Origin of the sequence: Priestia sp. RMT2NF4 (assembly GCF_047872835.1) — a bacterium.
Taxonomy (GTDB): Bacteria; Bacillota; Bacilli; order Bacillales; family Bacillaceae_H; genus Priestia; species Priestia zanthoxyli.
Genome location: NZ_JBLQZO010000015.1, coordinates 1 through 26,331, shown reverse-complemented (window position 1 = coordinate 26,331; position 26,331 = coordinate 1). Strand labels below are relative to the sequence as shown.

21 protein-coding genes and 1 pseudogene are annotated in these 26,331 nt (G+C 39.0%); 19 read left to right on the top strand and 3 right to left on the bottom strand.

All coding sequences use genetic code 11. The features are described from left to right. Positions 1-48 precede the first annotated feature (48 nt). The 3 genes from pcrA to ACMX9J_RS26645 are packed head-to-tail and all read left to right on the top strand — an operon-like array spanning position 49 to position 5,508. Positions 49-2,274, top strand: coding sequence for a DNA helicase PcrA (gene pcrA, locus ACMX9J_RS26655; RefSeq protein ID WP_028412524.1), 2,226 nt, complete (start codon positions 49-51; stop codon positions 2,272-2,274). A 20-nt stretch (positions 2,275-2,294) separates the two neighbouring features. After that, on the top strand, positions 2,295-4,301 hold the full coding sequence (gene ligA / locus ACMX9J_RS26650; RefSeq protein WP_028412523.1) for an NAD-dependent DNA ligase LigA: 2,007 nt from the start codon (positions 2,295-2,297) through the stop codon (positions 4,299-4,301). 13 nt (positions 4,302-4,314) lie between these two features. After that, entirely contained in the window at positions 4,315-5,508 is a 1,194-nt protein-coding gene (locus ACMX9J_RS26645) for a CamS family sex pheromone protein (RefSeq protein ID WP_182029377.1), read from the top strand. Between the two features lie 55 nt (positions 5,509-5,563). Here ACMX9J_RS26645 and ACMX9J_RS26640 read toward each other — a convergent pair whose 3' ends face one another. Continuing rightward, positions 5,564-6,049, bottom strand: coding sequence for a DUF3920 family protein (locus tag ACMX9J_RS26640; protein ID WP_047751762.1), 486 nt, complete (start codon positions 6,047-6,049; stop codon positions 5,564-5,566). A 365-nt stretch (positions 6,050-6,414) separates the two neighbouring features. On the opposite strand from ACMX9J_RS26640, the gene gatC reads away from it, so the two are divergent. The 12 genes from gatC (at position 6,415) to ACMX9J_RS26580 (ending at position 20,433) form a co-directional block, all read left to right on the top strand. Further along, positions 6,415-6,705 carry an Asp-tRNA(Asn)/Glu-tRNA(Gln) amidotransferase subunit GatC gene (gene gatC / locus ACMX9J_RS26635; protein WP_013055055.1) on the top strand — a complete coding sequence of 97 codons (291 nt, stop codon included), beginning with the start codon at positions 6,415-6,417 and terminating at the stop codon, positions 6,703-6,705. A 16-nt stretch (positions 6,706-6,721) separates the two neighbouring features. Continuing rightward, the gene (gene gatA, locus ACMX9J_RS26630) at positions 6,722-8,179 is read left to right on the top strand and encodes an Asp-tRNA(Asn)/Glu-tRNA(Gln) amidotransferase subunit GatA (RefSeq protein WP_013055056.1); all 1,458 of its coding nucleotides are present in this window, start codon (positions 6,722-6,724) and stop codon (positions 8,177-8,179) included. Between the two features lie 14 nt (positions 8,180-8,193). Further along, positions 8,194-9,624 (top strand): Asp-tRNA(Asn)/Glu-tRNA(Gln) amidotransferase subunit GatB, encoded by a 1,431-nt coding sequence (gene gatB / locus ACMX9J_RS26625; protein ID WP_013055057.1) that lies wholly within the window; start codon positions 8,194-8,196, stop codon positions 9,622-9,624. A 234-nt stretch (positions 9,625-9,858) separates the two neighbouring features. Next, positions 9,859-10,791, top strand: coding sequence for a diacylglycerol kinase (locus tag ACMX9J_RS26620; RefSeq protein WP_028410196.1), 933 nt, complete (start codon positions 9,859-9,861; stop codon positions 10,789-10,791). A 95-nt stretch (positions 10,792-10,886) separates the two neighbouring features. Then, positions 10,887-12,260 (top strand): 23S rRNA (uracil(1939)-C(5))-methyltransferase RlmD, encoded by a 1,374-nt coding sequence (rlmD, locus tag ACMX9J_RS26615; RefSeq protein WP_047751760.1) that lies wholly within the window; start codon positions 10,887-10,889, stop codon positions 12,258-12,260. Positions 12,261-12,510: 250 nt separating this feature from the next. Then, a complete protein-coding gene (locus tag ACMX9J_RS26610; RefSeq protein WP_416226408.1) occupies positions 12,511-12,873 on the top strand; it encodes an SMI1/KNR4 family protein in 363 nt (120 codons plus the stop codon). Positions 12,874-13,016: 143 nt separating this feature from the next. Further along, complete coding sequence (locus ACMX9J_RS26605; protein ID WP_165635405.1) at positions 13,017-13,190, top strand: hypothetical protein; 174 nt, start codon at positions 13,017-13,019, stop codon at positions 13,188-13,190. Between the two features lie 265 nt (positions 13,191-13,455). Beyond that, positions 13,456-14,271 carry a YitT family protein gene (locus tag ACMX9J_RS26600; protein WP_013055060.1) on the top strand — a complete coding sequence of 272 codons (816 nt, stop codon included), beginning with the start codon at positions 13,456-13,458 and terminating at the stop codon, positions 14,269-14,271. Between the two features lie 195 nt (positions 14,272-14,466). Further along, entirely contained in the window at positions 14,467-17,205 is a 2,739-nt protein-coding gene (locus ACMX9J_RS26595; RefSeq protein WP_416226407.1) for a GTPase domain-containing protein, read from the top strand. 13 nt (positions 17,206-17,218) lie between these two features. Next, entirely contained in the window at positions 17,219-17,449 is a 231-nt protein-coding gene (locus tag ACMX9J_RS26590; protein WP_013055062.1) for a helix-turn-helix domain-containing protein, read from the top strand. A gap of 171 nt (positions 17,450-17,620) precedes the next feature. Beyond that, positions 17,621-18,604, top strand: coding sequence for a BMP family ABC transporter substrate-binding protein (locus tag ACMX9J_RS26585; protein WP_034266896.1), 984 nt, complete (start codon positions 17,621-17,623; stop codon positions 18,602-18,604). 23 nt (positions 18,605-18,627) lie between these two features. After that, positions 18,628-20,433 carry an ATP-binding protein gene (locus ACMX9J_RS26580; protein ID WP_047751757.1) on the top strand — a complete coding sequence of 602 codons (1,806 nt, stop codon included), beginning with the start codon at positions 18,628-18,630 and terminating at the stop codon, positions 20,431-20,433. 26 nt (positions 20,434-20,459) lie between these two features. Here the strand turns inward: ACMX9J_RS26580 and map are convergent, their stop codons facing one another. Then, on the bottom strand, positions 20,460-21,206 hold the full coding sequence (gene map / locus ACMX9J_RS26575; RefSeq protein ID WP_025752900.1) for a type I methionyl aminopeptidase: 747 nt from the start codon (positions 21,204-21,206) through the stop codon (positions 20,460-20,462). Positions 21,207-21,539: 333 nt separating this feature from the next. On the opposite strand from map, the gene ACMX9J_RS26570 reads away from it, so the two are divergent. The 4 genes from ACMX9J_RS26570 (at position 21,540) to ACMX9J_RS26555 (ending at position 26,063) form a co-directional block, all read left to right on the top strand. Continuing rightward, entirely contained in the window at positions 21,540-22,604 is a 1,065-nt protein-coding gene (locus tag ACMX9J_RS26570) for a lactonase family protein (RefSeq protein ID WP_033580820.1), read from the top strand. A 272-nt stretch (positions 22,605-22,876) separates the two neighbouring features. Then, positions 22,877-23,890: a nitronate monooxygenase gene (locus ACMX9J_RS26565; protein WP_033580819.1), complete on the top strand. Its 1,014-nt coding sequence runs from the start codon at positions 22,877-22,879 to the stop codon at positions 23,888-23,890. Between the two features lie 63 nt (positions 23,891-23,953). Then, complete coding sequence (locus ACMX9J_RS26560; protein ID WP_028412508.1) at positions 23,954-24,775, top strand: MerR family transcriptional regulator; 822 nt, start codon at positions 23,954-23,956, stop codon at positions 24,773-24,775. A 67-nt stretch (positions 24,776-24,842) separates the two neighbouring features. Next, entirely contained in the window at positions 24,843-26,063 is a 1,221-nt protein-coding gene (locus ACMX9J_RS26555) for a multidrug effflux MFS transporter (RefSeq protein WP_047751756.1), read from the top strand. 40 nt (positions 26,064-26,103) lie between these two features. Here the strand turns inward: ACMX9J_RS26555 and ACMX9J_RS26550 are convergent. After that, positions 26,104-26,331: pseudogene (locus tag ACMX9J_RS26550) on the bottom strand (hypothetical protein); the annotation flags it as partial.

Genomic DNA, 26,331 nt, shown 5'->3' with positions numbered 1-26,331 from the left:
TAAATAAAGTAGAATAGAGAATATATGTTCGATATAGGCGGTGAAAACGTGAATTTTTTAAGTGAAAAATTATTAACAGGATTAAACCCTCAGCAGCAAGAGGCAGTTAAAACAACAGACGGACCATTATTACTTATGGCCGGTGCAGGAAGTGGGAAAACACGCGTATTAACGCATCGAATTGCGTTTTTAATGGCGGAAAAAGAAGTTGCACCTTGGAATATTTTAGCTATTACCTTCACAAACAAAGCAGCTCGTGAAATGAGAGAGCGTGTGGCAAGTATCGTTGGCGGAGTGGCAGAAGATATCTGGATTTCAACGTTCCACTCGATGTGCGTACGTATTTTACGAAGAGATATTGATCGTATTGGCTTTAATCGCAACTTTACGATTTTAGATTCAACGGATCAGCTGTCCGTTATTAAAAACATTTTAAAAGATCAAAACATCGACCCAAAAAAATTCGATCCGCGCTCGCTATTAGGAAGCATTAGTTCAGCTAAAAATGAACTGAAAGTAGCGGAAGAATTTGATAAAACAGCAGCAGGACCATATGAAGAAGTTGTAAGTAAAGTCTATAAAGAGTATGAAAAGCGTTTAAAGAAAAACCAAGCGCTCGATTTTGATGATTTGATTATGACAACGATTCAGTTATTTAAACGAGTTCCTGAAGTGTTAACGTACTATCAGCGCAAGTTTCAATATATTCATGTGGACGAGTATCAAGATACAAACCATGCACAATATATGCTGGTTCGCTTGCTAGCCGCACGATTTGAAAATGTATGCGTAGTAGGGGATTCAGATCAGTCTATTTACCGCTGGCGCGGGGCTGATATTACAAATATCTTGTCATTTGAAAAAGATTACCCAAAAGCCAAAACCATTTTGCTTGAACAAAATTATCGTTCAACGAAAACGATTTTGGCTGCGGCAAACGGCGTCATTGCAAACAATATGAATCGTAAAGTGAAAAACTTATGGACGGAAAACGATGAAGGCCAGAAGATTTATCATTACCAAGCAATGAGTGAGCATGATGAGGCACAGTTTGTAGCACGTAAAATCAAAGAAGCAGTAGACAGCGGCAAACGTAAATATAGCGATTTTGCCATTTTGTATCGTACAAATGCACAGTCGCGTGTAATGGAGGAAGTACTGCTAAAATCCAATATTAACTATACGATTGTCGGCGGGATTAAGTTCTACGACCGCAAAGAGATTAAAGATTTGCTTGCGTACTTGCGCTTAATTGCCAACCAAGATGATGACATTAGCTTAGCTCGTATTGTGAACGTTCCAAAACGCGGAGTTGGAGCTACTTCAGTCGATAAAGTAGCCAATTACGGAAACGTTCATGACATTTCTATTTTCAAAGCGCTTGATGAAGTAGAATTGATGGGGTTAACGGGTAAAGCAACAAAAGCACTTCGTGATTTCCAATCCATGATTTCAAACTTAGCTCAAATGCAAGACTATATGTCTGTAACAGAGCTTGTGGAACAAGTATTAGAAAGAACAGGGTACCGTGAAGCGCTTAAAGTAGAAAAAACAATTGAAGCACAAAGTCGCTTAGAGAATATTGATGAGTTTTTATCTGTTACAAAAACGTTTGAAGAAGCAAGTGAAGATAAGAGCTTAGTAGCATTTTTAACCGATTTAGCGCTTGTTGCTGATATCGATAAGCTTGACGACGAGGAAGAAGAAGAGAACGAACAAGTGATTCTGATGACGCTTCACTCAGCAAAAGGTCTAGAGTTCCCGGTTGTTTTCCTAATGGGTATGGAAGAAGGCGTATTCCCTCATAGCCGATCGTTATTCGAAGATAATGAAATGGAAGAAGAACGACGCTTAGCCTACGTAGGGATTACACGTGCTGAACAAGAATTGTATTTATTAAATGCTCAAATGCGTACACTATTTGGTAAAACAAACGTCAATCCAAAATCGCGCTTCATTGGAGAAATCCCAAGCGAGCTTGTGGAATCTTTAAATGAAACGATGCGCAAGCCTGCTGCTGGTCGTTCAGGGGCTTCAGCTTCGCCGTTTGCAGCGCGCCGACAAGCGGCCGTGGCAAAAACGAAGCTTGTATCAACGGGCAGTGAATCGATTGGATGGAGCGTTGGAGATAAGGCCGAGCATAAAAAATGGGGAATTGGTACAGTTGTAAGTGTAAAAGGAGAAGGAGACTCAAAAGAATTAGACATTGCTTTTCCTAGTCCTACAGGTGTAAAAAGACTGCTTGCTAAATTTGCCCCGGTTACGAAAGTGTAATCGTGAAAAGGAGCTAGAATATGGAGTTTGAGACAGCAAAATCACGAGTTCAAGAATTACGTGACTTATTAAATCAATATGGTTATGAATATTATGTGTTAGATCAGCCATCTGTTCCAGATGCAGAATACGATAAATTAATGAATGAGTTAATTGAAATAGAAGAATCGTTTCCAGAATTAAAAACAGCTGACTCACCTACTCAGCGCATCGGTGGCCAAGTGCTCGATGCGTTTGAGAAGGTTCAGCATCAAACGTCTATGCTAAGTTTAGGAAATGCATTTAATGAAGAAGACCTTCGAGATTTTGATCGCCGAGTGCGCCAAGCCGTTGAAGACGAGTTTTCTTATGTATGCGAACTTAAAATTGACGGCCTTGCTGTATCTCTTCGCTATGAAGATGGATACTTAGTGCTGGGTGCTACGCGCGGAGATGGTACGACTGGTGAAAATATTACTGAAAACTTAAAAACAATTCGCTCGATTCCACTGCGAATTAAAGAACCGTTATCAATGGAAGTTCGCGGAGAAGCATTTATGCCGAGGAAATCATTCGAAGCACTTAATGAAGCAAAAATGGAAAGAGATGAAGTTCCGTTTGCTAACCCCCGTAACGCAGCTGCTGGCTCACTGCGTCAGCTAGATCCTAAAATTGCGGCAAAACGTAATTTAGATATCTTTGTCTATGCCATGACTGATACAGGAGAATTAGAAATCGACTCTCACAGCGAAAGTTTGAATTTACTCGATGATCTTGGCTTTAAAACAAATAAAGAAAGACAGACGTGTGAAACCATTGATGATGTGATTGCTTATATCGAAAGCTGGCAAACGAAACGTCCAGAACTATCTTATGATATTGATGGCATTGTTGTAAAAGTAGATTCATTTGATCAGCAGGCTGAGCTTGGAACAACGGCCAAGAGTCCACGCTGGGCTATTGCTTATAAGTTTCCTGCTGAAGAAGTTGTAACCAAGCTTGTAAATATTGAGCTGACGGTAGGCCGGACAGGTGTCATTACGCCAACAGCTATTTTGGAGCCGGTTCAAGTAGCAGGTACGACGGTACAGCGTGCGTCTCTTCACAATGAAGATTTGATTCGTGAAAAGGACATTCGCATCGGAGATTATGTCGTGGTGAAAAAAGCAGGAGATATTATTCCTGAAGTAGTGAATGTGATTGAAGAGAAGCGAACGGGAGAAGAGCAAGAGTTTACGATGCCTACTCACTGCCCTGAATGTGAAAGTGAACTGGTACGTTTAGAAGGAGAAGTTGCGCTTCGCTGCATTAATCCAAGCTGTCCTGCTCAAATTCGTGAAGGACTTATTCATTTCGTGTCCCGCAATGCGATGAACATTGATGGACTTGGTGAAAAAGTTATATCACAATTATTTCGTGAACAGTTAATTAAAGATGTAGCAGATATTTATACGCTGACAAAACAGCAGTTAATCGAGCTTGAGCGCATGGGTGAGAAATCTGCTGATAATTTGATTGCGGCCATCGAAGCTTCTAAAGAAAATTCACTTGAGCGTTTGCTTTTTGGTTTGGGCATTCGCCACGTTGGAGCAAAAGCTGCAAAGACGTTAGCTCAGCACTTTGAAACCATAGACAAGTTAACAAAAGCAACGTATGATGAATTAGTGGCAATTAATGAAATTGGTGCCAAAATGGCTGATGCTATTGTCGCTTACTTTACACAAGAAGAGGTTCAAGAACTTATACATGAATTAAAAGAGTATGGAGTAAACCTTACATACAAAGGACCCAAGCTTGTAAGTGTAGAAAATGTAGATTCTGTTTTTGCTGGTAAAACCGTTGTATTAACAGGTAAGCTTGAACAGCTATCTCGCAATGAGGCAAAAGCACAAATTGAAGCACTTGGCGGTAAAGTCACAGGAAGCGTAAGTAAAAAGACAGACCTTGTTGTGGCAGGGGAAGAGGCTGGTTCCAAACTGACAAAAGCTAACGAGCTTGAAATTGAAGTATGGGATGAGGCAAGGCTACTTACGGAATTAAATAAATAAGAGGTGTGTGTAGTTGAAAAAGATATTGTTACTTTCTCTTGCGGTCATGCTTGTAACTTCAGCGTGTGCACCGAACCTTTCGGACGATAAAGAGACTGTTCAACAAACCAACAACAAGAAAGAAAAAGCAGTTATTCCGAAGTATAGTATTTCAGATGATTATTACCGAACAATTCTTCCATTTAAAGCGGGAGTGGCAAGAGGCTTAGTCGCAGCAAACTTAAATAACCGCTTGGATGCGCAAGAATTTGAAACAGGCTTAATGCGCTTATCGACAGATAGCTATTCTCCGAAAAAATATGTGTATCAAGAAGGCCAGTACCTTGATAAAGATACCATTCGCTCATGGTTAAGCCGTAAGCTGAGTGATAAACAGTTTAAAGATCTTCAAAGCAAAGCAAAAGATGATACGGCGAAAAAGAAGCTTAAAAACACTGGGTTAAACCCAATTGATACAGAAAAAGGCGATTTGAAAACGCGCAACGAAACAAGTCCAATGTACTTAGCGAACATTACTGAACAAGACTACCTTATTCAAGACGGAGACGACAAGGTAAAACTTGGAGGCGTCACAATTGGCTTAGCGATGAATTCTGTTCATTATTATACAGAGGAAAATGGTTATGCACGTGAAGTGAAGCTTACAAATAAAGAGATTGAAGCGCAAGGAAAGCAAATGGCAGATGAAATTGTTAAGCGTATGCGCAACATCAAAGGCTTAGAAAATGTTCCAGTTCGAGTAGCATTATTCAAACAAAGTGCTAAGTCCTCTTTAACACCGGGTAACTTTATAGCTGTCGGAAATGCAGGTTCAAATGATACGGCCGTTGGCAGCTGGGATAATTTAGACGAGCAATATTATTTATTCCCATCATCAGATGCAACAAAAGATCACCGAGATGATGCGATGAAGTTTGATGAGTTTAAAGCGCAAATCGAAGACTATTTCCCAAACTTTACAAGCGTAGTAGGGAAAGGGTATTACAAAGATGGACAGCTTCAAAAAATGACGATTGATATTCCCGTACAATTTTATGGAAAAGGTGAAATTGTAGGATTTACTCAGTACGTTGCTGGTTTAATGCTTGATCATTTCCCTTCATATATGGAAACGAGTATCTCTATTAACTCAGTAAGCGGACCGGAAGCTCTCATTGTTAGAAAAGCAGATGAAGACAAGCCGTTCGTTCATATTTACGAAGAGTAAGCAAAAAAAGACACTGCTCAAGCAGTGTCTTTTTTTAATTCTATGAAATTGCCTCCTATGAAGAAATGGCGTGAGAATTTTGTCTCGTAAACTTAGCAAGATAATAAGCAGCAAATGCAAATGCATCTTGTTCGGTTGTCCGCTCTTCATACGGGCGTTTTTTATCCAGCTCAAATTCTTTCTGATAATAAGGGATGTGATCTTGAATATAGTGACGCAGCTCGTGAAAGATGGTTTCAACAAGCGGAAGGTAGTCATCAAATTTAAAAATAAATATAATGCCGACTTCTCGCCAGTAAACACCTGAGGCAAACTGCAGGTATTCTGCTTCTTCTTCTCCAAGAGCGGAGACAATTTTATTGGCTTCACATGAATCACAAAAAATGATAGGAATATGAAAGGCTTTATTTAAACAAGCAAAAACATCTTTTTGCAAGGTGGATAAATCCCACTTGAATTCTTCATCTAATACAAACCATCTTCCGCTTTGCTGATACACAGGGCGCTGGTGGATGACTGACTGTATAAGTATTTTATTCAATTTTTATAGCACCTCTTTTACGGTAAAGTAGTTATTCGTTTTCTTTACTTTCCCAAAGACTAGTGAAATTAAAACATGGTGGTGTGTTCTTCTAAAGCATGTTTCTCTTTCTATCTATCTTTTCTAAAAAGAAGGTTATTTTATACCTATGCAAGAGAGAAATATTTTATGACGAAGGAAAAGTATGGAATGTTGTTTGAATGAAATAGATTTGGTATAAAATAGAAGTGATAAATGTAAGCCCTGTCTTGTCTGGCGGGGTTTTTAATATTTTAGGAACTAGTCTCAGAAATGTTGCCTGTTGCTAGTGAAGTTTGGTATTATCAGTATATTGTAGTGGGACGAATATTCGGAGGTGAAGGAACATGTCAAGAATTTCTGTTGATCAAGTAAAACACGTTGCAAACTTAGCGAGACTTGCGGTGACGGATGACGAAGCAGAACTATTTACAAAACAATTAGATGCTATTATTACATATGCAGAACAATTAGATGAGCTAGATACTACAAATGTAAAACCAACTTCTCACGTATTGGATATGAAAAACGTGATGCGTGAAGATAAGCCAGCTAAAGGCTTACCAATTGAAGACGTAGTAAAAAACGCGCCAGACCACAAGGATGGCTACATTCGAGTACCAACTATTTTAGAATAAGGAAGGAGGCTTTACGATGTCTTTATTCGATCGTAAACTTTCAGAACTACATAGCCTTTTACACAAGAAAGAAGTACGTGTACAAGATTTAGTAGACGAATCATACAAACGTATTAATGAAGTAGATGATAAAGTAGGTGCGTTCTTAGCGCTTAATGAAGACAATGCTCGTGCTTATGCAAAAGAGCTAGATGAAGCATTACAAACAAAAGATGAATTTGGCCTATTATTTGGTATGCCGATCGGTGTAAAAGATAATATTGTCACAAAAGATTTACGTACAACTTGCTCTAGTAAAATTCTAGCAAACTTTGATCCGATTTATGATGCAACAGTTGTTCAAAAACTGCAGGCAGCTGAAGCAGTAACAATCGGTAAATTAAATATGGATGAATTCGCAATGGGTTCTTCAACTGAAAACTCAGGTCTTCAGTTAACGCGCAACCCATGGAATTTAGATTACGTACCGGGTGGATCTAGCGGTGGTTCAGCTGCAGCTGTAGCAGCAGGCGAAGTTCCGTTCTCTTTAGGTTCTGATACAGGTGGTTCAATTCGTCAGCCAGCTGCTTATTGCGGTGTTGTTGGATTAAAACCAACGTATGGTCGCGTATCTCGTTACGGATTAGTGGCATTTGCATCTTCTTTAGATCAAATCGGACCAATCACAAATTCTGTTGAAGATAATGCATACTTACTTCAAGCAATTTCAGGCGTAGACCCAATGGATTCTACTTCTGCTAATGTTGATGTACCGGATTATGTATCTGCTTTAACAGGTGACGTAAAAGGCCTTAAAATTGCTGTTCCAAAAGAATACTTAGGCGAAGGTGTGGGCGAAGAAGCTCGCCAGTCTGTTTTAGATGCACTAAAAGTGTTAGAAGGACTAGGCGCAACTTGGGAAGAAGTATCGCTTCCACACTCTAAATACGCATTAGCTACGTATTATCTATTATCTTCTTCTGAAGCGTCTGCTAACTTATCTCGTTTTGACGGCGTTCGCTACGGATACCGTACAGATAATGCTGAGAACTTAATCGAAATGTACAAGCAGTCTCGAAGCGAAGGCTTTGGAAACGAAGTAAAACGCCGTATCATGCTTGGGACATTTGCGTTAAGCTCTGGTTATTATGATGCTTACTACAAAAAAGCACAGCAAGTACGTACGTTAATTAAGCAAGACTTTGAGTCTGTATTTGAAAACTATGACGTTATCATTGGACCAACTACACCAACTCCATCATTCAAAATTGGTGAGAAAACAGATGATCCATTAACAATGTATGCAAACGATATTTTAACAATCCCAGTAAACCTTGCTGGAGTACCTGGTATTTCTGTGCCTTGCGGCTTATCAAATGGATTGCCATTAGGGTTACAAATTATCGGTAAGCATTTCGACGAAAGCACAATCTATCGTGTTGCTCATGCATTCGAACAAGCAACTGAGCATCATAAAGCGAAACCAGCACTGTAAGGGGTGAGATAAAGATGAACTTTGAAACGATTATTGGTCTTGAAGTACACGTTGAGCTTAAGACAAAATCTAAAATTTTCTCAGCAAGTCCAAACGCATTTGGTGCGGCTCCAAATGCTAACACAAGTGTAATTGACTTAGGTTATCCTGGCGTACTACCTGTGTTAAACAAAGAAGCAGTTGATTTTGCAATGAAAGCGGCGCTTGCGCTAAACTGTGAAATCGCAACAGATACAAAGTTTGATCGTAAAAACTATTTCTATCCGGATAACCCAAAAGCTTATCAAATCTCTCAATTTGATAAACCAATTGGCGAGAACGGTTGGATTGAAGTAGAAGTGAAAGGTGAAACGAAGCGCATTCGTATTAACCGACTTCATTTAGAAGAAGATGCTGGTAAGTTAACGCATACAGGCGATGGCTATTCACTAGTAGACTTCAACCGTCAAGGTACACCTCTAATTGAGATTGTATCGGAAGCAGATATGCGTTCTCCTGAAGAAGCATATGCTTATTTAGAAAAACTAAAATCAATCATTCAATATACAGGCGTATCTGACTGTAAAATGGAAGAAGGTTCACTTCGCTGTGATGCCAATATTTCTTTACGTCCAGTTGGACAAGAAGAGTTTGGTACAAAAGCTGAGCTAAAGAACTTAAACTCATTTAACTATGTGCGCCGCGGTCTTGAACACGAAGAAATTCGTCAAGAAAAAGTGTTATTGTCTGGTGGCCTAATCGAGCAGGAAACACGCCGTTTTGATGAGTCTACGGGTGAAACAATTCTGATGCGTGTAAAAGAAGGATCTGACGACTACCGCTACTTCCCAGAGCCTGACTTATTAGAATTACACATCGACGAAGAGTGGAAAGAACGCGTTCGTGCTTCGATTCCTGAACTTCCAGATGCTCGTAAAAAGCGCTATGTAGAAGAGCTTGGCTTACCTGCTTATGATGCAATGGTATTAACGCTAACAAAAGAAATGTCTGATTTCTTTGAAGCAACACTTGCTGCAGGCGGAGATGCTAAGCTATCTTCTAACTGGTTAATGGGTGAAGTTTCTGCTTACTTAAACTCAAATCAAAAAGAACTTTCAGATGTAGCATTAACACCTGAAGGTCTAGCTGGTATGATTCAATTAATTCAAGAAGGTACAATTTCGTCTAAAATTGCGAAAAAAGTATTCAAAGAATTAATTGAAAATGGCGGAGATGCAAAGAAAATTGTAAAAGAAAAAGGTCTTGTACAAATTTCTGATGATGCAACTTTACGTAAATTCGTAACAGATGCATTAGATGCAAACCCTCAGTCTATTGAAGATTTCAAAAACGGTAAGGATCGTGCAATCGGCTTCTTAGTTGGTCAAATTATGAAAGCTTCAAAAGGTCAAGCGAACCCACCGATGGTTAATAAAATTCTTTTAGAAGAAATTAATAAACGCTAAATTTGATAACTAAATGTGAGGTGGGTATCCATCTCACATTTATTATGAGTAAGGGCGATCGCGCTGAAGGTATGAATAAAAACCGAAACGTGAATATTGTATATCAAGGTTAATTTCTTTATAATATGTTTGTTCATGCCCCCTCTTGTTGATGATGTAATGTGAGGGGGCATTCTTTCACTGATAAAAGTAGGCAAAGATTTGTGACAAATTATCATTATTAGGATGATGAATATGAAAAGAGCGAGAATTATTTATAACCCGACATCGGGCCGTGAAATTTTTAAGAAAAACTTACCGGAAGTTTTGCAAAAGCTAGAGCAAGCAGGCTACGAAACATCTTGTCATGCTACAACTTGCGCTGGCGATGCAACAGAAGCTGCCAAAGTAGCAGTAGAGCGCCGCTTTGATGTTGTAATTGCAGCCGGTGGAGACGGTACCATCAATGAAGTCGTAAACGGTATTGCCGGACAAGACTATCGTCCGCAGCTAGGTATTATTCCTGTTGGAACAACCAATGACTTTGCTCGTGCCATTAATGTCCCGCGTACAATTGAAGGCGCTGTTGATGTTATTGTAGAAGGTGTAACGAAGCCAATTGATTTAGGCTGTGTAACAAACGACGGAGAAACGCATTACTTTGTAAATATCGCCGGAGGCGGCCGTTTAACTGAATTAACGTATGAAGTGCCAAGCAAGTTAAAAACAATGCTTGGACAGCTAGCTTACTATTTAAAAGGCATGGAAATGCTTCCTTCTATTAAACCAACATCCGTTGAAATTGAGTATGACGGAAAATTCTTTGGCGGCGAGATTATGTTCTTCCTCGTTTCCTTAACGAACTCAGTCGGCGGTTTTGAAAAGCTGGCACCAGACTCTTCTTTAGATGACGGCATGTTTGATTTAATTATTTTAAAGAAAGCAAATTTAGCTGAGTTTATTCGAATTGCGACACTTGCGCTGCGAGGAGAACATATCAATGATCCTCATATTATTTATACAAAAGCGAACCGTGTTAAAATTCATACGAATGATAAAATGCAGCTAAATCTAGATGGCGAGTACGGTGGGTTATTGCCTGGGGAATTTGTAAACTTATATCGCCATGTAGAAATCTTTGTTCCAAAAGCAACAGCTGAATTGATGGAAAAAAATGAGATCGCCTAATTGCGATCTTTTTTCATGCTTTCCTTTGTTTGGCTTTCGCTCTTATGGTACAATCAGTTCAGCATTTTCAAATGACTAAAAGGATGTAACGATAAATGGAAAAATTAAAACCACCTGTAGAAAAAAATGAATATATAGATGTTGCGTTTGAAGATTTAACGCATGACGGAGCGGGTGTAGCGAAAGTGAACGGATTTCCTATTTTCGTTCAAAATGCGCTGCCCGGCGAAAGCGGCCAAGTAAAAGTCATTAAAGTAAAAAAAGGCTATGCGTTTGGCAAGCTTATCAAGCACCATACAATTAGTGAGCAGCGTGTTGAAGCACCCTGTCCGGTATACAAGCAGTGCGGAGGCTGTCAGCTGCAGCATGTAAGCTATGAAGGACAGCTGCAATTTAAACAAAAGCAAGTAAAAGACGTCATGGCGCGAATTGGCCATTTACCTGACGTTCCGGTACATTCGACGCTAGGAATGAACGATCCTTGGCGCTATCGAAACAAAGCTCAAGTTCCCGTAGCAGAGCGAGAAGGCGGTTTGGTCGCTGGATTTTATCAGCAGCGAAGCCACGATATCATTAACATGGATGCCTGTTTGATTCAGCAGCAGGCAAATGATGATGTTGTTCAAGCTGTCAAATCAATCTGTGAAAAGCATGGGGTTTCTGCTTACCAAGAACAAAAGCATAAAGGCTCGCTTCGTCATATCATGGCGCGCTACGGACTTGTAACGGGTGAAATTATGGTTGTAATTGTGACTCGTACAGCTGAGTTGCCAAACAAAAAGCGTATTATAGAAGACATTATCGAAGCCGTGCCGAACGTGAAATCAATTGTTCAAAACGTCAACAGCAAGCGCACGAACGTCATTTTAGGGAACCAAACGAACGTACTTTGGGGAGAAGAATATATTTACGACTATATCGGCGACGTTAAATTTGCCATTTCAGCAAAATCATTCTATCAAGTAAACCCTGAGCAAACGAAAGTGCTTTATGACAAAGCGCTCGAGTATGCAGATTTAACAGGAGAAGAAACGGTCATTGACGCCTACTGTGGAATCGGAACAATCTCGTTATTTCTCGCTCAAAAAGCGAAAAAAGTATATGGCGTTGAAATCGTGCCTGAAGCGATTGAAGATGCAAAGCGCAACGCTGAGCTAAACGGTATTCACAACGCTGAATTCGAAGTAGGCGAAGCAGAGGTCGTCATTCCAAACTGGTACAAACAAGGCATCAAAGCGGACGTCATCGTCGTAGATCCACCGCGAAAAGGATGCGACGAAGCCCTTTTAAATACCATCATCGAGATGAAGCCGAAAAAAGTTGTCTATGTTTCATGCGGACCAGCAACTCTTGCGCGTGATCTAGCTATTCTAGAAAAAGGCGGCTATGAGACGGTTGAAGTTCAGCCTGTTGATATGTTCCCGCATACGACACATGTGGAGAATGTGGCGGTGCTTACATTAAAATAAGAAAAATGTTTGAAACACCACTATCATTAGGAATGGTAGTGGTGTTTTATATTGGCTTTTATTTTTAATACAGTACGGAATATACTAAAAGATTTATAGAGAAACAAATAAAAGCAATTATAAATGGGAGTAAAAAGATTCCTAAATATACATAAGGCAAAATGGAGGAAGCAAATTGATTACGTGGGAAACGGATGAAAAAGAGGTAAGTTTAGAAACCATTTTGAATGTAGAAAAAGTATAGGATGTATTGTCTCCAATCCACTTTATTGAATGTGTAACAAAGTATCATGGTGGAGAACCTTCAGCTGATGGATTTAATGTTGGAAAGAGAGAATGTTCTTTTTACCACTTACTAAGTTTTAATCAGGAGAAAAAGGATTACATTTTAAACGTGTATCATGATATTAAATACCAGCTAGTTGATGGTATTTGCCCATTTGGAGATGACATAGCGGATAATCATGTATGTTTTGACTACCGTTCTAACTCTCAGCGGCCTATTATCGTTTTTATAAATCATGAACTAGCATACGAGAATCCTGAAAGCAGTATTTTTTTCGTCGCCCATTCATTTGAAGAATTTATTAATGGTCTATATGAAGAAGAATAAAATTAAAATAACTTTCCACCAAGAGGCTGGGACAAAAGTATTTTAACCCAAGTAAAAAACGAACCATTAATTAACATGTTTGATTCATGGTTTATTTTTTTGTTAGGGCAAATAAGTGTCGTCTGTTTCGTTCCTTCTAGCAGTTGATTGGAGGGCAAGGCGAAGACTCCTGCGGGAAAAGCGGAACAGGTGAGACCCCGCAGGAGCGCAAGCGACGAGGAGGCTCAGCGGCCGCCCGCGGAAAGCGAAGTCTTGCACGGAAATCAACTGCGGTTCCATACAAGCTCATCTATACTAGTTGTTCGCCTTTAAATTAGATTCATTTCATTATGATGTCTCAACTTCTTTTAGGTTAAATAAGTACGGAAAAGGTAAAGTTAGCATTTTTATACCAAAAGCAGCAAAAGCTTGATATAAAAGCATTATCCGCTTGTATGTCCGTTTTATTTTGCCGTTTGTCCACCCCACCAACACAGCAAATTTCTGAATATACTTTTTTTAAGGTTTTCAATATTTTAGGAATTATAATAAAGAAGCAATAAATGAAAACATTATATTTGTGGTAAGAGGTGAAGGGACATCATGTATAGAGCAATTGCTATTATAGCGGGTTCTGTGTTAATTGGATTTGCATACAATTGGTTTTTAATCCCCCATAAAGTGCTAAGCAGCGGCATTAGCGGTATTGCTATGATTATAGGAATTTTAACGCCTGCAAGCACGGGAACAATGAATTTTTTGTTGAATTTACCCCTTTTAATTATTGGTTTTATGAAGTTAGGAAAGCGGTTTGTTTTACATACGCTGCTGTCCGTTGTGGCTTTATCAATTGCTTTATACGTGATTCCCTTGAGAGCCGTTAGTACAGATCCTATTCTGTCAGCTGTTTTTGGAGGAGTTTTAACTGGAATTGGCGTAGGGTTTGTTTTTCGTCAGTCAGCCTCAACAGGTGGATTTGATATTATTGCGATGCTTCTTACGCATAAAAAAGAATTTCCGCTTGGCGCTATATTATCAGCGATGAATGCCGTGGTCGTATTTGTTTCAGGTTTCTTTGTGAATTGGGACGCGGCTTTATATACGATGCTTTCGATTTTCGTCACAGGAAAAGTAGTGGATGCGATTCATACTCGCCACATTAAGCTCACGTTAACCATTATTACGAGAAAAGGCGAAGAAATGAAGCAGCAGCTTCTTACGAATTTGGTGCGCGGTGTGACGTTAATGAACGGTGAAGGAGCTTATTCAAGAGAAGACCGTAAGATATTAATGACGGTGATTTCACGCTATGAGCTTGCAAACCTCAAGCAGTTAATTCAATCTGTGGATCCTGAAGCTTTCGTAAATATTACGGAAACGGTAGAAGTAATGGGGCTGTTTCGACGGGATGCCTATTAATATATTTGTTATTTCAGCGCCGATTTATGATAAATAGCCATTTTTATAGTATAAAAGTTATAAAAAAAGCCTTAAGAGTAGTTCTTGAGGCTTTTTTTGCGTAAAATATGAGTAAGAAAATATCGTGTATGAAAAGTATAAAAAAGGGAATTTGATAGAGTACATAAAATATTGACATCAAAAAGGAGAGACTATATGACGGTAGAATATCAGTTAACGAAAAAGAAATATTACGAAACGTTTATGCAAGAAAATGAAAATCAGCCGCCTGTAAAAGTCCTTGGACAAGCTTATTACGAAGAGCAGCAAAAAGAGTGGTACGACTTATCGCTCATTCGCTTAGCTCAGGGAGAAGTGTACTTCCACAATCAAGATTTTGAATCCGCGATTTTTAAGTGGGAGAATGTAAATGGCGAGTTTAAGCTGTGGGCGAAGAAAAATACAGCCGACGCACATTATGAATTGGGGTTGTCTACGCTCGCTGAAGAGCTTTACCTATCCATCGAAACGGATTCAAAAGTATTAAAAGCTGAAATAGCGCTAAAGCTGTTTTCGCTTTATACGGACCATAACAATATTGAACGAGCTTATGAAGTTATTAACGAGCTGGTTGCTTCTCAGCCGGATTATCCAAACGTCACGGCGATTGCGCGAAGATTTTATGAAGAGCAAGAAGATTTTAATAGCGCAGTGGAGCTTGCAGTAGATGAGTGTATTCGAACAGAATCGCTGAATTGGTTTGCGGTATTAAAGACTTACGTAGATAAAGGATATACAGCAAACTTTATCCCTAACTATTTTTATCAAGTGATGATTTCATTTTACAAAGTGGACCAAGTATATTTCAAACAGCTTGTCTCAGCTTTATGGAAACAATATAAGAGTCAGCCTCCTTATCTTGCTTGGATTAAAACCATCAATGATATTTTCTTGAATATTGAAGTGGGTCTCTATGATTATTGGCAAGAGATTTCAACTCTTTATCAAGAGACGTACACTGACTTAATGGAAAGTGATCATTCTGTAAAGGAATTGCATGAAGTCATTCCGAACGTATTAACAAACTGGCTTAAAATTACTAATAAGTCACGTGCGTTATTTCCGTCTGCGGCCGTGCTTTCATGGAATGAAAAGTTTCCGTCAACTATTGATACCATTACAATCGAAAATGCAGGCAGATTAATTTTTGAGGCGCGTAACGACATTGATGGTCTTGAATATCACTACAAACTTTGCCATGGCATTATTAAATGGGCTAATGAAAATGGTTTAGAAGTGGGGCACACCTTTAAATGGTGGGTAGACTTTTTATTAGATGCTCATACGACACACTTATTAATTACAGGAACAAATGCTGCAACGTCTTCATTTGTGGGATCGATTACAGAAGAACAGGTACCGCAAAATCATGAAACAACCTTTGTGTTCATTCATGATGAAGAAGAATCTATCCAGCAAATCGCTGATCAAGAAATCATTCCGATGGAAACGATTGACGGAGCGGAGCAATCTTCTCACCAGGCGCTTGTAGAAGTGAAAAAACCTTTTGCGTTCCTTGATAAGCATAATTGTTCATGCATTGTTACGCCAAGCTTTACAGAACAAGAGGCGCGTGAGCAGGATGCATTTAAATATGCTCCTTTAGCAGATGGTTTACTGTTTGTGCTTGATGCAAAAGAATCGCTGCTTGATGAAGAAAGAGAATTATTGCTGGAGATTAAAGAATATGCGCCAAATACGCCAGTTCATTTTGTGATCAACAATATGGACAGTCTTTATAATCAAACAACGATTGAGCGAATTACAAAAGAATTTGAGGCAAGCATTGGCGCTGATTTCCCGCAGGCGCATGTATTAGCCTATACGCCTCACTACGTATCGAGTCAGCACCACGGAGACTTGGCTCAGTTTATTAAAGCTAATTTCTATTACGATCCAAACGACGTTGGAGTAGAAGAGCGTGCGCGCAGACTGCTGTTCTTTATTCAAAGCATGCTAAAGGGCTTAGTGGAGAAGAGAAATCACACAGAAAATCATTTGATTGAAAGTATTAAATGGAACGAAGATATGCTTGTGCGATTAAATGGCTTCTTGCATCGAGTGGATGACTTAGAACAAGAAAAAGCAAGTAGTATTGTTTCGGCTTATCACGGCATCAAAGAGGATATCAGCAAAAAGCTAAAAAATAAAATTCCTCGTTTACTCAAAAAGTCTTCAGAATTAGTGAAGGAAGACAGTGATTTTAGTACGGTTCATATTGAGCTGAATAAACAAATGAATATGCGCGTGGAAGAGCACTTGCAGCAAGATGTCCTACCTAAGTTCCGTATTTCTTTAAAGGACTGGATTGCTACATCAAATGAAGAGCTGATTGCGAGTCAAGTAGATATTGAAGAAGTAGCAGAGTCATTAAATAAGATGTACAATGAGCAAAAATTAACGTTAGCCTGCGATTTTAAAGTGCTGGATGACTGGCGTCGCGACGTTAATCGGATGGCTAATCGGGTTCAGCTGGATGAGGAAAATATTTTACTTCGCGTTAATCCAACGCAGCTTTTGTTAAAAGGAGCAGGAAAGCTGTTTTCTTCCATTCTTCAAAATCAAACGCTGCTTTATAATCAATATAAAAAGTACATTGAAAGTCAAGACTATCAAGATATCACAGAATCTATGCTGGCAAAGTTTTTTATGCAATTTAATTTATTTGAGAAAAATTTAGAAGTTGATATTGAACTATTCTTTGAAAAGCCAAAAGAGGTTTTAAAAGAAACGATTGAAGAAACACAGGCGCATATTAATGAAAATCAAGACGTGTTAAGTCATATGAAAGCCAATCCTGAAGCTTACTATGATCCGTTAACATTATTCCAGCTTCGCTTGCGTCAGTATGAGTTAATGGTTAAAGCTACAGAAGAAGTACACTATAACGTCTAAAAGGTGGAGCAGGATGTATTTAACGATAAAAGAAGCAGCAGAGTATCTATCTTTTCCTGAAGAATATGTACAGAAATTGATTCAAGAAGGAAAAGTAAGGGCTATATTTGATGGTGAAAACTACTTATTAAATAAAGAGCAGTTTAACACCCATTTAGAGCAAATGGAAAAGTACAAAAAACAAATTGAAGAATACCTAAATGAGCCAATCCCTGAAGATATGGACGTAAAGGATGAAGATTGAAGGCCGAAGCAGAAAACAGATGTTTTCTGCTTTTTCTTTTGGAGTGAAAGTGTTAAAAAAGGTAAGATATGAAAGAAATGTCGAAAAAAGTTGGAATTTCGTTAAAGATGTAGTCTTTTTAGATGCTTTTTTTATATAATGAAAGTATGCTAAACAAAAAGGAGAAGGTCTATGCAACGATCAAGACAGTTAAGGCTGATTTTATTGCTTGCCCTGATTGTTGTCGCTTCGTTTTTAATTATTATTGTTTCGAAAACACAAGGGATTATAAGTCAGCAAACGACAAAAAAAGTAGAAAACACAAGCGTTGCAATTCTCACCTCTGATGTACTGACAGATCAAAGCTGGGGCAGTCTAGCTTATAAAGGAAAAATCAACATCGAGCAGAAGTACCCCGTTTCGGCTCAAGTTATTAGCGAAGTAAATACGAACCAAAAAATGAAGGAAGCTGCTGAAAAAGTTATTCAAAATGGAACAAAAGTCGTAATTGGACATGGAAGAGAATTTTCTACCGTTTTTACAGAACTAGCTCCTAAGTATCCTCATGTTCATTTCGTCACCATTCACGGTACTTCAATGTATAAAAACCAAACTGTATATACATTTGATCAAACAAAAATAGAACACCTGGCAGGCACGGCAGCTGCCATGAAGACAAAAACGAAAAAAATTGGATTACTCGATACATTTGCAAAAGAAAAAAATCCAGGATTCGAACAAGGAATCAAAGCGTATGATTCATCGATTGCTTTTTATTATCAAGTTGTAAACAGCCGAGACGATGGAGCAAAAGCAGTAAAGCTGCTCCGCGAGTTAAAAGCTCAAGGTGTCGATATCGTCTATGCTAAAGGAAATTCGTATAATCAAGAAGTTATTCAAGAAGCGAAAACACAAGGAATGTACGTAATAGGATATTTAGATGATCAGGCGTACATGGGTAGGTCTGTTATTTTAACAAGTGTGATAAATGATGTTCCTCAAGCTTACAACGTGATTATGAAGAACTATTTTAGTAAAAAAGGTCTTCCATCTGGAGAAGTCAAACTTGACGCCAGGGACGGTGTTTATAAACTAGCGCCTTTTGGACCGATGTACAGTAAACAAGAAAAACAAATTTTATATTCGAAAGTTAGAATGTCTACACAGCCGAAGTAACTATGAAAAAGAAAGAGATGATTATGAATCAATTATTTCGCAACATGTCATTCCGTAGCCAAATATTAACGATTCTTCTTTTGATTACATTCATGTTAAGCGGGTTCTCTTTAGTTTTAGTGCATGCCATTGATAAAATGAATCATGTAAGCAACGAAATTAAAGATGAAGATGTTCCTCAAATGGTGTGGCTTTCTTATTGGGAAGAGCAGCTGAACATAAAAGAATACATTGTGAAAAATAATCTAAAGAACCCCACTGTCTCTTTGATAGAAGAATATCAATCATATGATACACGAGTTATCGAAAATAATGAAAGATATAAGCAGCCTGTGCCAAAATCGTTGATTCCACTAAAGGAAAAAATTGAGCTGCTGGATTTTAAGATTTCTAATAACGTGCAGGGACTGTTGAAGTACGGAGATATAGAGGGAGCAAAAGAGTATCTTAAGAGAAATTATTTGCCGGATCTGCATCAGATAAAAAAAGATATTAATAGTTCAAAAGAAGAGACGGTTGATTCACTTGATACACTATCAGATACACTGTCTGTTATTATTAAAGATTCATTAATTTTACTATTGATTTTAACAGTAAGTGCTATTGTGGCTTCCCTTTATGTTTCTTATCGTATGAGTGCGAGCCTTACGAAACCAATTGAACAAATGATTGAAAAAGTGAATGACATTGCAGACGGAGAATACGGTCTTGTTCTTCAAGACACAAAGCAAATCGAGCTGAAGCAGCTTTCGGCTTCTATCAATCAAATGTCGGTTAGTTTAGAAGATTCATTTTGGAAAATCATTAAAGATAAAGCATATCGCCAGCAGATCTTAAATTCACTGCCTGTTGGAATTATCACAATAGAAGATGAGACAAATAGTATATTTGCTAATACCTCAGCAAAACAGTTTTTAGATCTCGATGAAAAGGATATTTGCGGGTATATGAAGGAATGTCCTGAATATAATACTGAATTTTGGAGCATGTTGAATTCGGGAGAAATTCACGAAAATAAAAAAGTATTATTTGGAACGAAAGAGACGTGCTATTGCTTTTTAGCCTCTCAAACGCAGCTGTTTAATGAGAAGAACGAAAGCATTGGAAGGATTTTTTATTTCATTGATATATCGGATACCGAAGAATTAGAAAAGCGAATGCATCAGTCTGAGAAACTTGCCTTGGTTGGAGAAGTGGCAGCCGGAGCTGCTCATGAGATTCGTAATCCTCTTGCCGTGATTCATGGATTTATATCTCTTATGAATCAGTCTCTTTCTGATGAGGAGAAAAAGCGTTTTTACCTGCCTCTGCTTATGAAAGAGCTAGAGAGGATTAATTACATCATTGAAGAAATGCTGTTGTTATCAAAACCTGGGACTCCGGTGATGAAAAAAGTCAGCATGCAGGATATTATTAATGAGTTATTGCCTTTGATTACTCACTCAAGCAAATTTACAGAAAAAGATAAGCTTATTTTCGATGTGAATTTGCAGCCGCATGTATTAAAGGTAGATGAAAAACAAATCAAACAAGTTCTTCATAATTTAATTCGAAACAGTATGGAAGCCATGGATGGAGAAGGAGTCATTACAATCTACTCGCAGGTTCATGAAGATAGCTACTGTCTATACATTGAAGATACTGGAAAAGGTATTCCGGTTCATATGCAGCAGTCGCTGTACCAGCCTTTTTCCACTTCGAAGGATAGCGGCACAGGTCTTGGTCTGCCCATTGCTCAGCGTATTCTAGAAAGCCACGGAGGACAGATTAAATTATTATCTACTTCTTCCCGCGGCACAGTTTTTGTTATTAAATTTCCTCTACATTAAGAAAACAGCCTCAAAAGGGCTGTTTTTTAATGTGCTGTTAAAATAAGAGGACCGTTTTTCGTAATCGCAAGCGTATGTTCAAATTGAGCAGATAATTTACCGTCTGTTGTACGAGCAGTCCAACCGTTTTTATCCATTTTAGAATGCCATGTACCAGCGTTTACCATTGGCTCAATTGTAATAACCATACCTTCTTTTAAACGTGTACCTTTGCCAGCTTTTCCGTAGTGAAGAATTGTAGGCGCTTCGTGCATGGTATTTCCAATTCCATGTCCTGTGAAGTCGCGTACGACAGAGAATTTTTCGCCTTCTACATAGCTTTGAATAGCGTGGCCGATGTCACCTGTACGGTTTCCTGGCTGTGCTTGCTCGATTCCTTTTAAAAGCGCTTCGTATGTAACATCTACTAGACGCTGTGCTTCGTCTGAAATGTCTCCAACGGTATGAGTCCATGCAGAATCTGCTAAGCCTCCGTTTAAATTTACAACCATATCAATGGTTACGATATCCCCGTCTTTTAACGGTTTAGTTGTTGGAAAACCGTGGCAAATTTCATCATTTAAAGAAGCGCACGTTGCATATTGATATCCTTTGTATCCTTTTTGTTCCGGCGTTGCTCCGTGCTTTGCTAAGTACTCTTCAACAAATTTATCAATTTGCATTGTTGTTATGCCTGGTTTGATCATTTTAGCGATTTCTTTATGACAAGAAGCTAATAATTTACCTGCTTCGTGCATTAAATTAATTTCGCGTTCACTTTTTAATGTGATCATTGTTGTTCACTCCTTTTTTGATGTAACTTTACGAAAAAAGTTGAGCAGCGGTTATGGCGATGGAAGTCGACTATTCATCAGTTCATTTTTCTTTATTTAAAAATCTAAGAAATACAGGAACCGTCTGCTATTGGGCGATATAAAATCATCCTTAATCATAACGCCCAATGGTAGGAAAATGCAAGATGCAGGCTTAAAAAGGAAGGGTTTGACGCTAGGCATGTAGGGAAAACTGATAAATGAACGTTGAATTGGAGCATTCTCTATAACAAATGCGGTATGATATAGTAAAATAAATGAAACAAAACAATTCTTTAGGAGGGGTATAGGAAAATGAGTGAACATGGAAAATTTATTGGATTTGCAGGTACATATACAAAAGCAGGCAGTGAAGGTGTCTATACATTTACGTTAGATACAAAGGCTAAAAAAATTGTAGAAGTAAAAGCCGTGGCTAAAATTGAAAATCCTACATACTTAAATGCGAGCAAAGACAATGAACATCTTTATACAGTTATTAAAGAAGGAGAAAAAGGCGGCGTAGCTGCTTTTAAGATTGATCCAAACACAGGGCAATTGAAATTTGTAAACAAACAGCTGCTAGACGGCGCGCCTCCTTGCTACGTTTCAGTGAATGAAGATAATACGCTTGTTTTATCTGCTAATTTTCATAAAGGGAGCGTTGAGACGTATTCTGTTAACGAAGAAACAGGAGAAATTGAATATGTAGCATCCGTAGTGGAACATCCTCATTCAGACCTTAAAAAAGGACAACAAGGAAAACCACACGTACACTATGCCGATTTTACTCCTGGAGAAAAACACGTGGCGGTTGTAGACCTAGGTATTGATGAAATTGTGACATATGAAGTGGAAGAGAATAAATTGAAGGAAGTCAACAGCCTTTCTACATCTGTTGGTTCGGGCCCTAGACATTTAACGTTCCATCCAAATGGCCGCTATGCGTATGCAATGACAGAATTCAGCTCCGAAGTTTTATTTTTAACGTATGACGAAAGCACAGGAAGCTTTACTCAACAACAAGCTACTTTAGCAATTCCGGCTGATTTTACAGAAAATAATCAAGGGAGTGCGATCCACATTTCTTCAGACGGCCGCTTTGTCTATGCAGGAAACCGCGGACATAACTCGATTGCAACATTCAAAGTAGACCAGGATTCTGGACAGTTAACATTCGTAGAATGGACAGGCACTGAAGGCGACTGGCCGCGCGATTTTGTTTTAGATCCAACGGAACAATTTATTGTGGCGTCTAATCAAGAGACAGGAAACTTGGTGCTGTTTGAAAGAGACCAAGAAAATGGAAAGCTAACGCTTCTTCAATCTAACGTTACGGTTCCAGAAGCTGTATGCGTAAAGTTCCTCCACTATAAGTAATCGATGTAGAAAGCCAGACCTGATCCAAAAACAATCAGGTCTGGCTTTCTAAACCTAAGCGGCTGTCACTCCCCTTTCGGGGTTAGTGCCATCCGCATAGGTGAACCTTTGAGGGAATAGTCAGGTAGTGCGCATTCCTAAGCGTCATTTATGATCCCAATTTTTGAAATGAGCATAATCTATATATGGAAGAAAAGCCCTTTTGGAGGGCTTTTTTTTCTGGTGTTGTAGTAGAATGAAGAGAGAACGCATGAAGGGCTGAGGTGATAAGTGTGGAAAATATATGTGAGTATCCAATTGTACAAGCTCCTATGGCAGGAGGAGTTTCGACGCCTAAACTAGCTGCAGCTGTATCTAATAGCGGAGGGCTAGGGTTTTTAGCCGCGGGATATAAAAGTGCGCGTGAATTGGAGCAGGAAATTATAGAGATGCACTCACTTACGAAAAAACCTTTTGGAGTAAATCTGTTTGTTCCGACAAATGAAAAAGTAGCAGTTGATGCACTTGATTGTTATCAAAAAGAATTGTCAAAAGCCGCTGGATATTTGGAGTGTCAAGTTGGCATACCAAAGAATGATGATGATGAATGGAGTGCCAAGCTCGACATCATTCAAAAACATAGAGTACCTGCTGTGAGCTTTACATTTGGGTGCCCGGATCGAGAGATTGTAGCAAGCTTAAAGGGAATTGGAAGTCATATTTTCGTTACGATTACAACACCTCAAGAAGCCGAAGTGGCTTTGAGAGCAGGAGCAGATGCGCTGTGCTTGCAAGGAATTGAAGCCGGCGGCCATCGGTCTACTTTTTTAGAGAGTTCGGTGGACTTTTCGCTTATAAATTTGCTAAAAGAAGTCCGTCTAATCACTAAAAAGCCATTAATTGCTGCGGGAGGCTTGATGACGGGGTCTGACATTAAACGCGTGTTACAAGAAGGTGCTTCTGCTGCGCAGTTAGGTACGGCTTTTATTTGTTGTCCAGAAAGCGGAGCGAGTGCTCTTCATAAAGAAAGCATTCTTCAAAAGCGTTTTAATGAAACAGGTGTTACAAGAGCTTTTACAGGGAAACGTGCTAGAGGATTTGTGAATGCTTTTTTTATTTCCTATGATAAATCAGCACCATCCGCTTACCCTCATATTCATTACATGACAAAGCCTATTCGAACAAAAGCTACACAAATGAATAATCCAGAGTACACTTCTTTGTGGGCAGGAACTGGATTTACGCTGGCAAAAGAACTGCCTGCACATCTTATTGTGGAAGAGCTTGTACAAGAACTAAATGAATGATGAGAATTACGGTGTTGCTTGCTTTAAGTGCAAGCAGCTTTACATAAAGAAGGTGAACTTATAGTGCAAAACAAATTTACGATTGGGCAAATGGCCAGACTGCACGATATTCCAATTAAAACACTTCGCTATTATGATGAAATTGGCCTGTTTGAGCCTTATGAAGTTGATCCGCAAACTGGATATCGTTATTATACGTTAGAACAATTTAAGAAATTAGATATCATTGTCTATTTAAAGCTGATGGGAGTTCCGTTAAAAGAAATTAAAAGAAAAATGGAGCACAGCAGCTTGGATGAATTTATTGAAACCTTAGCGGAATATCAGAAGGTAACAAAAGAAAAAATTCGTCACCTTCAAAGAGTGAATGCGCAGTTAACAACTCGAATGAAGGAATTAGAACAGACGAGACATATTAACCAAATAGGAGCCCCGTTCATCAAACACCTTCCTTCTCGTGAAGTTGTGCAAGTAAAAGCAGAGGTAGGTACGTTAGACGGAACTGAAAGTGTTCTGCGTGATTTAAAAAAGAAAATCAGTCATATTACCCCGATTATGATTGGTAAAGTAGGGTTTATACTATCTGTAGAAAACACAAAAAAACAACAATTTACAGATTACGATGGCATTTTTTTATTGGTCGAAAGCGATGTTTCTTTTAAGCATGAACTCGTTACGTTAATACCTGAAGGCGATTACGCATCTATTTATATGAGAGAAAAGAGAGATACCACAGGAGTCTATTACGATACGTTACTGAACTTTATTAAAGCCGAAGGATACAAAGCAGAAGGGCCTTTTTTAATTCGGCGAATTGTAGATTCATTTATTTCTCATCATGAAGAAGAGCGGCTGACGGAAATTCAAATTCGAATTACGTCTTGACTATCCAGTTGCTGGAGGGTTTAAGATGAGACTATTGTAAAACTGCTGAAGGGAGAGACAACAATAGATGAATCAGCAAAGTATTTCCCAAGGAATGTCTTTAAGCCGAGGAAATCGCATTTTATTTATTTTAATTTTGGGTTCACTAAGCGCATTTGGACCGTTATCAATCGACATGTATTTGCCAGCGCTGCCGACGCTTGCTAAAGAACTGCATACGTCAGCTTCTTTAGCCCAGGTCAGTCTGACAGCTTGCTTATTGGGCTTGGCATTCGGGCAAGTGGTAATGGGGCCATTCAGTGATATCCGGGGAAGGAAAAAGCCGCTTGTAGCAGCATTAATCACCTATGCAGTTGCCTCTGTTTTATGCGTGTTTGCGCCTTCTATTTGGATTTTTATCGTTTTACGATTTATTCAAGGCATGGCGGGAGCAGCAGGAATGGTTATTTCAAGAGCAAGCGTGCGAGACTTGTTTTCAGGTTCGGATTTAACAAAGTTTTTCTCCATGCTCATGCTCGTAAATGGTTTAGCTCCCATTTTGGCTCCGGTTGCCGGCGGACAGCTGCTGACGGTTATGTCGTGGCGCGGAGTATTTGGTGTGTTAGCCGTAATTGGTGCACTAATGTTTTTTGCCGTTTTATTTGGCTTGAAAGAAACGCTGCCGGCTGAACGCCGTAAAGAAGGTGGATTAACAGAAGTACTGCGTACATTTAGCGTATTGCTAAAAGATAGTGTCTTCGTGGGATATGCACTGGCGCAAGGTTTTATTATGAGTGCTATGTTTGCTTATATTTCAGGCTCTACATTTGTCCTTCAAGACATTTACGGGCTGTCTCCGCAGATGTTCAGCTTTGTTTTTGCTATTAACGGTTTTGGTCTCATTATAGCTACTCAAGTGACAGGACGTTTAGCTGGTAAAGTAAAAGAAGCTACTCTTCTCATGTATGGATTGCTTCAAGCAGCCGTTGGAAGCGTGCTTTTAGTGGCTGTAATTGCTACTCACACGTCCGTTATTTTGGTCTGCATCTTGCTTTTCTTTGTTGTATCAAGCGTAGGAATTGTGAACACCACCGTTTTTTCACTTGCTATGCAAAATCAAGCTTCCAATGCGGGAAGTGCTTCAGCGCTTCTTGGATTGCTGCCGTTCTTGCTCGGAGCAGCCGTAGCTCCTCTTGTGGGACTTGGAGGAGGGCAAAATGCTCTGCCGATGGGCATTGTGATTATGGTCTGTGATTTATTAGCATTAGGTGTATACATGGCATTAGTGAAACGGAAAACTGCATCATAAAAAAGCTACTTGGCTCTCAACAGCCAAGTAGCTTTTTTAGTTATTGAACTTTGTGCTCGTTCTTTTCAAACGGCATTGTGACACCGAGTTTTTGAATTTCTTTTTTTGCATTTTCTAAAATGGTTTCGGCCTTAGCTTTTGTTTCAGCATCTAAACCATTTAGAAAATCTTTCTTTTTAGAAGGAAGGTTGACGCCAAGTTCTTTTAATTTGGCTTCAGCTTGTTCCTTAGTCAGGGTACCGTCGCGAAGCTGATCCATAATAGCTTT